Raw genomic sequence first — 13,940 nt, forward strand, 5'->3', positions numbered from 1 at the left:
ATGTCTTACTTGTGCGAGCGCGATCGGGGCTCATGTACTACTCAACATCCTCATATGTCACACATATATTCCGGTTTTTGCGCTGCGTTTCACCCTGCTGGCGGCCGTTCATGACAGGTATTGAACAGGTTTTGAGGGCATTTATTGCCACATGCCCGTGATCAGTCCGGGCGATCAGAACCCATGTGGTCACTGGGCCAGCGAAGTGGGAGTCCAATGTTCAATATATTACCGCAATCGGTATTATAGATGATTTATATGACTTTTGCATGAATTGGCCTGGTGCGCCATTTGAATGACCTGGTGCACTGCACCTAAGTAGAGAATTCATGGGCGATTCTGCCGGTTTTTCCAATAAGGTGGCCTGTTTGCTTGTCATCGATTACTCAATCTCGCTCAATTCACCCAATAGGATATGTAGCACCGCCAGATTGTTTGCCAAGTCGGCAGGACTAGGGTTACCGAGTGAATCGACCGTATCGGTCAGTGCCTGCGCACAGTGGGTCAGTCCGTTCTGTAGAAGCAAAGCCGCCTGGTCACGAGCCCGGGTCAACGCAGTTTGACCCTGATGTCGCAGGCCTTGTCGCAACCATTGCGATAACAGGGCACATGTATTGCCAAGCATCGTTTGCAGGTCCGAAGTGGCCCGATCAGGAGCGTAGGAGGGTAAGGCCTGTGTGGGTTTGTGGCCAAGTGGCCCAAATGCCAGGACATGAGCCTGCCGATCGGTCATGATGGCCAACGGTGTCATGACCAGTCTGCCGTCCACGGTTTGCACCATACCGGCTACAGCATGAATCACACCATTTTCGCCGGCCAGTACATGAGCTAGTCTATCCACAGCATGTGGACTGGCGGGGTTGTGTCGCAAGCAAAGTAATAACGACTCGTCATTGGATGGCTCGTCTTCGTCACCTACTTCCGCAATTTGCAGATTGGCCTGCAGGATTTGATTGGCGGCATCCCAGCCCCAATCCATGACATTGGCCACAGGTAGCACATGGACATGTTCAATGACCTGCAATGGCCGGGTGAAGCCGGGTGGTTGGTGCTGCAGATAGTTACGCAACGCGGCCAGGCTGGGCTGCCGCAACGGCGCAGGCAGGTTGTCCCAACTGCTGGACGAGAGTGGCAATACGTTGGTCTGCCGGGTGTTGCTGGCAATTTCCAGCAGGCCATTGGCGTGCCGCTTGGCGCTCTTGGTGACGATTTGACTGGTGGCCAGCCGATGCAGCGGTTGGCCAACCACCCGGCGGTCCGCCAACGTGGTGTTGGATTGCTGGTCATCCATTTTGGGCCAACTGCGGGCCAATACAGTGATGGCCAGCGTGTCCGGGTCGACGAACACCAACTGCGCCCCTTCATGCTGGTTGTCGGCCCAGCATAACGCGCCTAGTGACACCAGCCGCAAGTGGTCCAGTGCGACCTGGCCTTTGATGCCGATTCCCAGTATCTGGCTGGCTGGTATTGGCGGCAATTGGCCTTGCCAGGTCAACTGATCTGCATGTTGAGCAGCAGCCAGCCGTGCCAGGAGTTGCGACAGCTGGTTCAGGATGAGGTCGCCATCCACTCGGCTGGACCGGGCATGCAGATCCTGGATGCTTTGCTGAAGTTGTGAGAGCGATTCGCTGACCCAGCACCAGCCCAAAGCCGTGCAAGCCCGTTGGGCTTGTTCAAACCGTGACGTCACTGCCAGCGCCGGTTGCATGGTGCCTTCCAGCCAAAGCTGGTTGGCCAGTTGGCGGATCGTATCGATGGCCTGTATGGCGTCCGCGACTTGCAGCGGACTAATACTCATCTCTTCGCCATCCGTGTGGACGGGTTGCAGCTCGACGGTGGCCTCGACAAAGTCGGCCCGTTGGGCATGTGCTTGCTGAAAGGCCCAGATGGCGACCACCACATGTGCACAACCGCTGCCTTGTTGGCAATCGCAACGAGCATGGGCCAAGCTGCTGCGAGAGAAAAAACGGACATTGCACAATGGCAGCCGGGCCATGGGGGTGGTGGATTGTGCTTGCCATGCCGTCAGCTTGATGATTGGCCTTGCTGCGGCCAGTTTGACGGCCTGGGCCTGTACTGCTGCCGGCAGTGTTGAAATGGCGTCGGCCAGCTCAGATGGGCACCAGGGGGCTTCAGTCCCGGGCGTGGTGCTGTCAGCGTCTGCCGATGGGGCGGCAGCCTGAGCATGGGCTTGATACGCCAGCACCAGTGTCACGCGATGCCGGCACAAGCCACTGGCTGGGCAGGTGCATTGTGCATCGCGCAAGGTTTTGCCTGGGGGCAGGGTGGTGACCTGGCCATCGGCATATCGAGCGGTCACAGTGCCATCGTCGTGCTGCTCAATGCCGGGTAGGTTGCCTTCGGCAATATCTTTCTGCGCGCGTTTGACGAAGCCGGCATTGGCGAGTGCAATCAGCGCATCCGCTGTCAGCTCAAGCAGGTCACTGCGGGTCAAGGGGCTCATCGGCGTATCTTTTCTGCCAGCCAGGCGGCCAACTGGCCAGGCGTCATTGCCCCGATATGGGCACCGGCGTTGACCATCCGAGTGGCGGTTTCACGGTCATAGTTGGGGGTTGCGTCGGCATCCAGTGCGGCTAGGCCCAATACCTGAGTGCCGTTTTCCACCAGGGTTTTCACACGTCTGACCAACTCGTGATCACTGCCGCCTTCATAGAAATCGCTGATCAGGACCACCACCGACTTTTGCGGATTGTGGATCAACGACTGCGCATAGCCCACGGCTTTGGCAATATCAGTACCGCCACCCAACTGGACTTTCATCAACAGCTCGACCGGGTCGGCAACATCATCGGTCAGGTCAACCACCGCAGTATCGAACGCTACCAGATGCGTGCGCATGCCGGGTAGGCTCCACAGACAGGCTGCCATCACGGCGGAATGGATCACCGAATCCACCATCGAGCCGCTTTGGTCAACCAATAGGATGACATCCCACTGCTCGGTATGGCGTTTGACCCGGCTCATGAAAGCCGGTTTGTCGAGGTACAGCTTTTTGCGTTGCGGATCCCAGCGGTGCAGGTTGTCCTGTACGGTACGCTTGAAATCGAAGTTGCGCGCCACGGGAACCCAGGATCGCCGCCGCCGATCACGGCTGCCCGAAAAGGCTTGCCGCACGTCGGTGGCCAATTGTTCCATGATGCGGCGGACCACTTCGGCCACCAGCTTGCGTGCTGCAGCCAGCACGTCCGGGTTCATCAGATGCTTGGTGTGCAGCACGGCACGCAGCAGACTGGGCGAGGGCTCGATGCGCTCCAGCACTTCCAGGTTGGTCACTACTTCGTCAATGCCGAAACGCTCCACTGCATCCTGTTCCAGTCGTTCGATGACCTCCTTCGGGAACAGCTCGTGAATGGTGTTGATCCAGTCCGGTGTGGTCAGTTGCGATTTCTCGTGCCCGCCATGCCGACTGGCGGACCGCTCACCCCGCGCCTTGCGGTCGGGGTCGCGCCCATACAGCCATTCCAGTGCGGCATCGGCTGCCTGGGCCTCACCGGGCAAATCTCCCAGGCAGCCCTGGGCGGCTTCGCCCAGCAGCAGGCGCCAGCGGGTCAATGGATCGGATATGGAAAGTTGTAGCGCTTGGTGGCGGCTCATGAGATCAGTTCAAGGTTGAGATGGCGTCGCGCTGGGGTGGTATCAGCGTGATCCCCCAACTGGCGAGTTTGTCGACGGCGGTTTGTTCCAGTTGCAGATGGGTAGCCAGGCTTTCGGCCGATAGCGTGGGCAACTCTGCCAGCAAGCTGCGGCGCGATATGGGGGGCGCCTGATAGAGCGACAAGATGGCTTCGGCCAGGGCGGCCCGTTCTTGTGTGGGTAACCAGGCAAATGCGCCGCGAATGGCGGGTAGTGCCTGCAAAAAGTCGGCGCCATCCAGTGTGCCAATCAGGCTGTCCAAGGTGCTCACGAATGCCCGATCCTGCGTCAGTTGCTCCCGAGCCAATGCCAACAAGCCAGCCAGCGCATCGCCAATGTGGGCTGTGGGCAGGCTTTGCAGCAATGCGCTGGCATCGGGCTGCGAATCGGATTCCGGTGACAGGCTGAGTACCAACCCCAGGGCGGCGCCACGGCTGACGGCTGCGGCATCGACGGCCTGGGCTTTGCGCCGGCACACGGCCAGGGCGCGATCAGGTTCCAGCGCTGGCAAAGTTGGCTGGCTGCCCGGCTGCGTGGCGAGTGCGTCACGCACGATCAGGCGGATCGCCTGGAAAGCCTGGATGTGCGCCAGTTGTTGCTCGGGCGGGACACTGCCGGTTGCCTCCAGTAGCCATAAAGCCCGATCGAATGCGGCACTGACGGCGGTTTGCAACAAAGCGGAACCCACCATGCCCAGTGATTCACCGTGTCGGTACAGGGTGAACAGTACCTGCAATGGTTCACCGAAGGCATCAAAGTGGCCTTCCTGTGCGATGGATGCAGGCAGCTCATCCAGCAGTCGACTACTGACGACGGGCAGCCCTGCAAATGCGGCGCGGTTCAGGGCGCCGGCCAATACCGCTATTCGGCTGCTGCCGGGGGCGACTTGCTGCAGGATTTCTTCCAGCCGGTTGCGGGCGGCATCTTCCAGTGTCGCCCCGTAGACTGCGGCCTCGATCAGCGCGGCTCGTTGCTCAAGCGAGGTCCGGAGTTGCCAGCACTCCTGTTGGCCACGGCCCATGGCCAGATCGGGTCCCGATTCTCGATGAATGCCGGGGATGGCCAGTAATGTCAATCGGTGTAGGACGCGGCTTTTGAGCCGGTCGTCTTGCGCCAGCAGGTTCAAGTCCAGCGTACCATTGAGTGGGATGCCCAGCCGCGCCAGCTCCTGATCGACAGCCAACACCAGTGGCGGTTGTGGGGTACCCGGGGCCAGCGCACCGCTGGCATCACCTGACAGCACATCCATCATCTCGACCAGGGCCGGATCAGTCCCAGGCCGGATCGGGCCGCGATAGGTCCAAGGGAGCGGTACATCCAGTGCTTGTTTGATCAACGCGGTGGCGACGGCATCCAGCCAGTCGCTGCGTAATGGCACGGTGTGGCCGCGCAGCCGGGCCAAACCCAGTGCATGGGTATGAATGGCGATCAAATCGGCGGTGGACGAAGGTAGACGTTTTTGCCGCAAGCGCGTAAGGATGGCCTTTAGCGCATGTTCACCGGCACCGGCTGCGCCATGTTCCCACACCCATTGGTAATAGGCGGGTGAAGACATGCCGGATGCGTAGCCAGTAAAGGCATCCAGCCGCTTGTTGTGGTAGGGCACCAAATAGGAGCCAAATGTAGCTACACCATGCACATTCGCATTCGGCGCCGGAACGTCGGGCGGCGACTGGCCAGCCTGAGCTGGGCAGTCTCGCCAAAGCTTGGCCAGGGCAGGGGCATGGTAGCCGCCGCACACGACGAGCACTGGGCCATCACCTTGTGCCATGGCCCAAGCAATCCAGCGCGCCATCATCCATTCACGGGCCTGGTTGCCGATCGAGCCCGGATCATCGGCCCGCAAATGGATGAAATAGGTCTGTAAGCGATCTGCCAGCTCTGTCAGTGGCAATTCACCTTCAAACAGGTGGTCCCACAGTGCGTCACGACTGTCGATGGCCAGTTTGTCGCATAAGGCCCGTTCATAGGCTGCCGTGCGGGCCTCGTGCGCTTCATCATCTGCATCGGCATAACGGTTCAGTGTATCGGCAAAGGCATCATGCCAGGCTGGCAGGTCAATAAAGCGAGCCTGTGCACCGACTTGCCGTGCTACCTGCAATGCTTGCCATTCCGGTGAGTGCTCGGCAAACGGTGACCACGATGCGCGCCGATCGTCCAGCGGGCCATTGCTGGAGAAAAAACTGTAAATCGCCAAGGGCAGGCGATGCGGCAGATATAACTCATCGATACGTGGATTGAAGTCAGCTGGGCCTTCGATCAGTACGTGGCGCGGCTTGAGTGCGTGAATCTGCGCTGCCACCAGCCGGGCGCAAGCCGGGCTGTGATGACGCACACCGATGATAAGCGGGGAGGGTGGGGTTTTCTCAGTCACGGCAGGCGATGACGGGCGGCGTAGTAGTCGCGCCAGTGTTCACCCTGGCGTTTGGCGACTTTTTGCTCAAAATAACGACGCAGTTTGGCACGATCATCGGCGTTATCCTTGACCACGGTGCCAGCGATACATTCCACCACGTCGGCCGGCTCGCCTTCGCGCTGATCCAGAAACCACGCCCGCACACCGACCGCATGGGCTACGTTGACTGCCTCGGCGGTGGACATCACCGCATTCAGCTTATCCATCCCGTCGCCGCTACCTGCTTTGCCATTGGCCCCGCGCAAATCGCGGAAGGTTGTGACCAACAGCTCAAGGATTGGTGTTGGCAACTTATGTGGAATACCGCTTTTTTCCAGCAACCGGGCCGAGGCAGATTCAACCAGCGCCAGTTCATGGGCAAAATCAAGAATCGGGAAGACCGTCTCGAAATCGAAACGGCGTTTCAATGCCGCACTCATCTCATTCACCCCGCGGTCACGGGTATTGGCGGTCGCGATGATGTTGAAGCCTTCCTTGGCATACAGCATGCCGTGTTCGCCATCCAGTTCCGGCACAGCCATGACACGGTCGGAGAGCATGCCCAACAGGCAGTCCTGTACCTCCAGCGGGGCACGAGTGATTTCCTCGAACCGCACGATGTGGCCGTCCCGCATTCCCTGATAGAGCGGTGCTGGCACCAGCGCGCGTGGGCTGGGGCCTTCGTTGATCAACAGCGCGTAGTTCCAGCAGTACTTGATCTGGTCCTCGGTGATCGAGGCACCCCCTTGAATGGTGAGGGTGGATTGCCCGCAGATGGCAGCGGCCAGCAGTTCCGACAGCATGGATTTGGCTGTGCCAGGTTCACCGACCAGCATCAGCCCACGGCCAGTTGCCAGGGTAACCAGCATGCGCTCGATGGCGGCGGCAGGCGCAACGATTTTGCGTTCGATACCCGCCTCGGCATCACCCAGAATGAAACGTCGGGCACCGGTCAGGCTCATGGCCCAGCCAGGTGGACGAGGGGCCTTGTCGGCCTTGCAGAGCTTCTTCAGTTCATCAGCATAGAGGACTTCTGCTGGTGGGCGCTGTAACTGCGACTTTTTGTTGGCACTCATGGTTGTCTCGCTTTTCAGGCCCGCAGGCTTTCCATATCGCGGATCAGTTCGCTGACGGCGATCGAATCCAGCGTGTTGAATGCCTCGGGTGTATCGACACTACCCCAGCCATTGGGGTGGCCGGTGGAAACGGTTTGCAGGGTTTGTTCCGGGTATTCGTCGACCATGCCGACGATGATGCCCGGGTCCAGGTTCAATTCCACCATTTTTTTGCCCACGGCTTTGGTGAAGTACCAGATCGAGCCACCATCCTGAGCATCACCGCGTCGCCAGCCCTTGTTGCTCAGCCCCAGGACTCGGCCAGTGGGTACGACAACACCTTGCCAGCGCTTCAACTCAGCCGTGGCCAGTTCATCGGCGGTCAAGGCATAGGTATCCCGACCAATCTGTGGGAAGGGCTGCAACAGCTCATAATCGGCCAGCAACTGGCCAAATGCAGCGGCTTGCCCAGTGGGCAGTTCCAGCGCGTGTGGCAGGCCGATGCGCAGGTTGTTGTCTTCTGGTAGCTTAAATGGGTCGTCTTCAGCCGTCGTGAAGCTGCCGTCCTCCGCAACACGGAAGCAATGCAGTAGTTGACCGCCGAAATTGCTATCATCTTCAACCTGATAGATGCCCCATACCAAACGTTGTACCAGATGGCGTACCAGTGGATGACCAGCAAGAAACTGCTTGAACAGCGCCGGTTGCCAGCGGCGGCGCGCGCACATGGCCACTTCCAGTCGCAACACCTGTTGCGAGGCAATGGTGCGGGCATCTTTCTTCAGCGACTTGAACCGTTCCACGGCACTGGCCGACAGCTCGGCATCATCGGTTTTCTTGGGTTTGGGTAGATCGGCCAGTCGAGCACCTTCATTGTCCCTGACATAGGGCTTCAATGATTCATCAAACCCGACACGGAACTGACGTGGGCCGAAATCCAGCAACAAAGTGCCGTTGCTATCCAAGCCCAGATCAGGTGCCAGACGGTCTTCTAGTTCTTCGGTCGTCAGGTCGCGGGCTTCGGCAATCTGGTCGATCTTTTCACGGGCACGATCCTGCAGTCCCTTGAACTTCACTTTTTGGGCAATGCCGTTGAGCAGCATCAGCGCGACATCACTGCCGATATTGGCCAGTACGTCCAGCCCGGCCACAGCACGGGTATGCTGGCTTTCACCTGGCCAGGCACGAATATAAGGGGTGAGCTTGCGGGCAACGTCGTCATTTCCCAGCAATCCCAATGCGTGGAATGCCCAGTTCTCTTTGGATGGTGAGCCTGCATACATCCAGGCGGCAAAACAATCCCAGGCAAAATTGGCCAGCGACTGCGGCGTGCAGGCTTCCTTCAATTGAGGAATACCGGCATAGATGCCGTCACTGGTCGGAAAACGCAGCATCGCCCCGATATGATCCAGTACTTCATCTGGCAAGGCTTTACCGTTGCTGGCCAATATGGGCCGCGGCCAGACGTTGGGTTGCCAGAAATCCGGCAGCTTGCCGATCTTGGTCGGGCAACGATCCAGCGGGTCCTCGTCCAACAGGGCACGCAGGGCCGCGCTGGCTTCAGGGCCCGGATAACGGCCGGCGACGGTCATCAACAGGGCATCGTGCCCGTGACTGGCCAACAACCGCAGTGCCAGGGCGGCGCTGTCACGCGCTTCGCCCGCCTTGCCCAGCGCCGGCGCGATCAGGCCGCAGGCTGCATGTTCCGGGTAGCGTAACAGCCACTGCTTCGCTTCTTCGCGCGCGGTTTTCAGCTTTGCATAGGCTCGGGCAACAATGGGTGCCAGCTCGACCGCGCCAAATGGCAAGGCGTAGGACAAATCCTGAGTCGGGCGCTGCTGGACGGTGGCCATCAGGCCGGGCAGAACCTTCAGGCCATATTTGGCGGTGATGTATTGCACGCCATGGCCGGGCTCAGACGCCAGTGCGTTCCACACCGTGATACCCATATCGTTGGGCAGGTGCGCGGCAGCGGTGGCGTCGAAGTTGAACCAATAGCTCAAGCCAGTCTGTCGGTATTCGTGCCAGGTGGCGATCAGTTCGTCGACATTCTGGGTTCGGATGGCTTGGGCAGCCCGCCCGATCAGCTGGTCGGCCAATTTGGTGTTGCCGCGGTTGTATTGTCCGAAACCCAACTGCTGGGCGAGTCCCAGCATGTCTTTACCTGCCTTCCGGTAGTGTTCCTGCTGCCAGTCGCTCAGCTCCATGGCGCGTTCGCGCTGGCCGGGCTGCCATTGTTCGATGGCCAGTAGGCTGAGCGGGTCCAAGGTCAGCGCAGCCATGCCTTGCTTGCTGCGCTTGTTCAGCCATGGCGGGTTGGCCAGCACACGTGGCAGCTCGCTGATTTCTGCGACCTCGATCGGGTTGGCCAGTTGCTCTGTCAGCTGATCCAATACGGTCATTGCAGCGTTGGACAGCCAGGGTTTCAGTGTTGGCAGCAATTCAAGGTGGGCGGGCAACAAGCTGAGCAGGGTCGCATGAAACAGTGGGGACTCTTTGCTGCTGGCTGCCATTTTCTCAGTAAGGGCGGCAATGGCAGCCACTGGCCAACGACGTACCGCGCGTGAGAATCGTGTCAGGGCATTTTTGCTTGACTGTGCTACACCAGCTAGCGCGATGATGGCTCGGGGTACTCCAATACCGCATAGCAGATCGGCAGCCGTGTCAGCATAGGCGCCATGTTCCAGGATCGGCACCGCCTCCACGCCACGTTCCAGCGCCAGGGTAGAAAGGAAGTCATAGCGATTGAAGAACATTTTGTCGGCATAACGGACCAGATCGGGTCGACCCAGTGCTGCGATCACGTCTGGATCGGTTGCAGTCAGTTGCAGCCAGACTGCACTGTCCGGCGCATTGGGGCCTGCCAGGCTGCGCCCCAACTCGTTCGAGAACTCTGGCAAATCCGGCAGCAATAAGCCAAATAAGGGTTGGCGGCAGGTCGATAATGTGTGCAGTGATGCGTTGATCAAGTTCACACATTCGGTCCAGACTGGTTCTTCCGCTGCAGAGAGGTAGTCGCGGAAGACCAACTCGGTTTCGCCGAACGGGCCATACCAAGTGTCGTCCAGCGGTTCGCTGTCATCCAGCTTGATCGAGCATTGATAGCGCTGGCTACGTGACCATTCGATCTGTACCGAGTAACGCTCGGCTTCGATCAATGCGGAGATGGCGTAAGGCAAGCCATGATGCGCCACTAGGTATTCAACGAATAGCGACCCAATATTGCGTGCTTCAGAAGGTGCGATGACGCAGGCAACGGCCAGTAATATACCATCGGAGCCCAGTGTGCCACCCAACTCGCTGTTGGCGAAGCGTTGCTCGGCCTCAACCAGCAGTGGCTGGATTACCTGCGATGAGCCTGCCTGACTGAACTGGACGTGCTTGGTCAGGAGCTGCCGCACCTCATGCCAGCATTGGCGTGCCGGCCGTACTGTAATGTTGGCTGGAAACTGCCGTGAACTGAGGCGGCATTCCATGGCATCGCGCGGCAGATCAAGAACGGGGCCACTGGCGAGCCAAGGTGGTGTATCACAATCAACAGAGGCCGGAGACAATTGGGTATGTGTAGGCTTGACGGGTGCGGGTGTGGCTTCTGTGTTTGCTTTTACCGGGTCTGGCTTGGAGCTTTTCCCGATACCGGCTGTGGTAACAGCGCCGACTTCCACATAGCCTTTGCTGGTTTTTTCCTTGACCAGTTTGTCCAACGCGGCGGTAGCTTTGGTGGTATCGGCGAAGCCTTTTGTCTGACTCTGACCATTGGTGCCGATCTTGCCCCATCGAATATTCAGATCACTGCCATCCTGCTCGATTTCCCAAAACTTACTGGAATTGCCCTCAACATACTCGAAACGCCGCATTGGTCACCTGTCTGCTGATTATTTGGATTGGCAGGGCATGTTTGGTACTTTGCCCTTGTGAGACTGAGGCTTGCGGTACCTGATGGTGGTTGTATATGCATACATGGCAAGCCAGACGGTATTGTATGCAAAAAGCATTATGCTTTGGTGGGTAAAGATGAAAAAAGTTTGATGGTGGCCGTAAACGTAGCGCATCCTCGAATAGCGAAAATCCAGAGTTGCTAGGCGAAGGCGTGGATTGGCGTCAAGGATAGGTGGATTGGACTGGCAAGGGGGCAATGCCATGTGCCGGCTCACGCTGGCATTGCGTCCACCTGGATTAATTGGCCGTCAACTTGATTGGGCATGCGGACAGATGACCAGCCCGCGGTCACCATCGACTTCTACCTGAGTGCCATTTTTCAGTAACTGCATGATACCCGGGATATTGACGACTGCCGGGATGCCATATTCACGCGCGACAATGGCCCCGTGCGATACCATGCCACCGGTTTCGGTGATCAGTGCGCTGGCTCGTAGAAACAGTGGAGTCCAGGCGGGGTCGGTAGAGGGGGCGACCAACACGTCGCCATGTTGCAGTTGTGCGCCATCATCCGGGCTGTTGATCAGGCGGACCGTACCGGTGGCCCGGCCGGCTGCGACCGCCAAACCGTGATAAACCGTATCGTTTTCTCCTTGTTGAATCCGGGCCTGTACTGGGCGTGGACTGTCCAGTTCCAGCAAATCCGGGGCGACTTGCGCATTCTGCTGTCGTTGGCGTTCATGACGATCGGCAATCAGTGTGATCAGACCTTGGCCTTGCCAGATACCGGTCATCAATTGGGCCAGATCTTCTGAGCTGCAATGGAAGACATCCTCCACCTGCAACAGCAGGCCGCGTCGTTGTAGGCGGCGACCAATCTCCAGTGCGATGAGTCGCGACAGGCCTGATATCCGGACAATGGCTGATTTGGCTGCTTCACGCTGCGCCGCTTCCACGGCGGCATTGCGAGCCATCGTGCGAATGGTGGGGTGCAGCCAGCGCGGCACGTGCTGACGGATGTCTGCCCAAGCATCGTCGCGGGTTTGCCGGCGGCGTATGGCCAGTTGCTTGTGTTCGTCGCGGCCAATCATACTGCGCAGGGTGACCAGCAACCAGCTTGGGTCCTCTCGCCAACGCGGTCGCTGTAAATCCAGTTCATAGATTCCCCGGTGGCCAAAATCGTGGAGGAAGGCGTCCATTGTCTGCCGGAATGTTGATGCTTCAGGCAACTTGCGCCAACAGAAAGGGTCGTGTTCCGCTGTTTGCAACAATGCAATGGCATCGGGTTCACCGGATGCCAAGTCAGCAAGTTGTGCCAGACGCTGGCCATGTTCGGCACTGGTGATGCCTTCGCTGTCTATGACCAATGCTTGTGCCAGTCGTTCGCCTTGGGCTGCGAGAAAGCGATTCAGTAACCAAGCGAGAGCCATGTGGGTGCCCATTCCGGCGCTCAGCATCAGGTGCAGTTCCGGTTGGCGCGTGAAAAACCGCCCAAGGTCGTTCAGCGTTTTGATCAGGGTACTGTCCGGCTCGTCATGCCAGGGATGGTGCAGGTGGCGCGCTACTTCCTGTTCCACGCGTTGAATGTACTGTGAGCCGCGTGGCCGGATGTGGGTCAGCTTGGCGCCTAGCCTGACATTGCGTAACAGGCGGCGTAAACGATCGGGCCAGCTCGATTTACCGGGCACGTCGATTTCGGGCTGATGGCCGCCAATGGTGCGGTTGATCAGTGCGGGTGACAGCCCGAAACAGTCATGGAGTGCCCATTGCATCAATGAAAGATTGAAATAGCCACGTCCGCGATATCGCCGAGCCCAGCTGACCCCCGGTTGAACCGGGTAGCGTACCCGGTGATAGGATGCATGCAGGATGACGCTGACGGGGTAGAGGCTTGAGGTCCAGGTCAGCATCGATTGCGCCATGGGCAATACGTCCCGATAATTGCCGTTGGACCAGAATACCGGCTGATCGGCAATGGCATCCGCGTGACAAAAGCTACGCGTGGTCACGGGGCGGGCCTGTACAAAATGCAGTTGGGTGCCGTCATATACCCATTCGATATCCTGATGCTGTTCACCATCGCCCAATGCATCAAAAATTCTGATCGCAAACTGCGCCAATCGCATGATGGCATTGTCAGGTAGGCAAGGGCGGGAGGCGTCAATCGCATCGGTCCTGACCAGCTCGGTTCCGCCATCGGCAATCAGGCAGGTCTGTTGTTCTTTCCGACCAATATGGCGTTCGGCGATGTGCCAATCCGGTCCTCGCCGCTGTGTGTCGACCACAAATTCGTCCGGTGAAGCGGCACCGCCCACTACCGATTCGCCCAGACCAAAATTGGCGCTGATATACACCAGATCTTCACGTCCGCTGCGTGGATCGCAAGTAAAGGCCACGCCGGCGGCCACAGCCGGTACCATGGCCATGATGACGGCGGCGGGTTTGGCTTGATCAGCGGCAACGGCCATATGTTGCCGATAGCTGATGGCTCGGGCAGTCCAGGCAGATGCCCAGCATTCCCGAATGGCCATGATGACTGCTGTAACCCCCAGTACATTCAGCGAAGAATGATGCACCCCGGCAAATGATGCCTGGCTGGAATCCTCCGCAATTGCAGATGAGCGTACCGCGCATGGTAGTGCGGTCAGTCCTTGTTGTTGCAGAAAAGCCCGAATGGCTTGTTCGATGGCAACGGGAATCGGCAAGGAAAGAAAACTTTGCCGGATGTCAGCCAATAATGTTGCGCTGGCTTGGGCACCAGCTTGTTCCGCCGCCGCCAGCTTGTCGGTCAATTGGTTCTGTATAACAAATTGCGCATACGCTTCGGCAACCACTACGCCACCCGCAGGCACTTGAAAGCCATAGCGTGCCAGACGGCTGAGATTCCAGCCCTTGCCACCTACCACACCCGCACCAGCCTCAAAGGCTGCTGACCAATCGATTACCCAAGTCATGCG

6 protein-coding genes are annotated in these 13,940 nt (G+C 58.7%); all 6 read right to left on the bottom strand.

All coding sequences use genetic code 11. The features are described from left to right. Window positions 1-382 precede the first annotated feature (382 nt). The 6 genes from FFS57_RS11590 to FFS57_RS11615 all read right to left on the bottom strand — a co-directional run bounded on the left by FFS57_RS11590 (window position 383) and on the right by FFS57_RS11615 (window position 13,937). The gene (locus FFS57_RS11590) at window positions 383-2,464 is read right to left on the bottom strand and encodes a YehQ family protein (RefSeq protein WP_137937953.1); all 2,082 of its coding nucleotides are present in this window, start codon (window positions 2,462-2,464) and stop codon (window positions 383-385) included. Continuing rightward, complete coding sequence (locus FFS57_RS11595; RefSeq protein WP_137937954.1) at window positions 2,461-3,615, bottom strand: VWA domain-containing protein; 1,155 nt, start codon at window positions 3,613-3,615, stop codon at window positions 2,461-2,463. Before FFS57_RS11595 ends, FFS57_RS11590 begins: the two co-directional genes overlap by 4 nt. 4 nt (window positions 3,616-3,619) lie before the next feature. Next, window positions 3,620-6,028, bottom strand: a complete 2,409-nt coding sequence (locus tag FFS57_RS11600; RefSeq protein WP_137937955.1) for a DUF5682 family protein — start codon at window positions 6,026-6,028, stop codon at window positions 3,620-3,622. After that, a complete protein-coding gene (locus tag FFS57_RS11605) occupies window positions 6,025-7,125 on the bottom strand; it encodes an ATP-binding protein (protein ID WP_137937956.1) in 1,101 nt (366 codons plus the stop codon). The genes FFS57_RS11600 and FFS57_RS11605 overlap by 4 nt, the downstream gene beginning before the upstream one ends. A gap of 14 nt (window positions 7,126-7,139) precedes the next feature. Next, the gene (locus FFS57_RS11610; protein WP_137937957.1) at window positions 7,140-10,961 is read right to left on the bottom strand and encodes a WGR and DUF4132 domain-containing protein; all 3,822 of its coding nucleotides are present in this window, start codon (window positions 10,959-10,961) and stop codon (window positions 7,140-7,142) included. Window positions 10,962-11,291: 330 nt separating this feature from the next. Further along, window positions 11,292-13,937, bottom strand: coding sequence for a PEP/pyruvate-binding domain-containing protein (locus tag FFS57_RS11615; RefSeq protein WP_137937958.1), 2,646 nt, complete (start codon window positions 13,935-13,937; stop codon window positions 11,292-11,294). Window positions 13,938-13,940: the final 3 nt, after the last annotated feature.

The sequence above is a fragment of the Chitinivorax sp. B genome (assembly GCF_005503445.1).
Classification (GTDB): domain Bacteria; phylum Pseudomonadota; class Gammaproteobacteria; order Burkholderiales; family SCOH01; genus Chitinivorax.

Coding starts and splice junctions, on each gene's coding strand:
- FFS57_RS11605 (WP_137937956.1), bottom strand. CDS start 7,125: ATGAGTGCCAACAAAAAGTCGCAGTTACAGCGCCCACCAGCAGAAGTC.
- FFS57_RS11590 (WP_137937953.1), bottom strand. CDS start 2,464: ATGAGCCCCTTGACCCGCAGTGACCTGCTTGAGCTGACAGCGGATGCG.
- FFS57_RS11595 (WP_137937954.1), bottom strand. CDS start 3,615: ATGAGCCGCCACCAAGCGCTACAACTTTCCATATCCGATCCATTGACC.
- FFS57_RS11610 (WP_137937957.1), bottom strand. CDS start 10,961: ATGCGGCGTTTCGAGTATGTTGAGGGCAATTCCAGTAAGTTTTGGGAA.
- FFS57_RS11615 (WP_137937958.1), bottom strand. CDS start 13,937: ATGACTTGGGTAATCGATTGGTCAGCAGCCTTTGAGGCTGGTGCGGGT.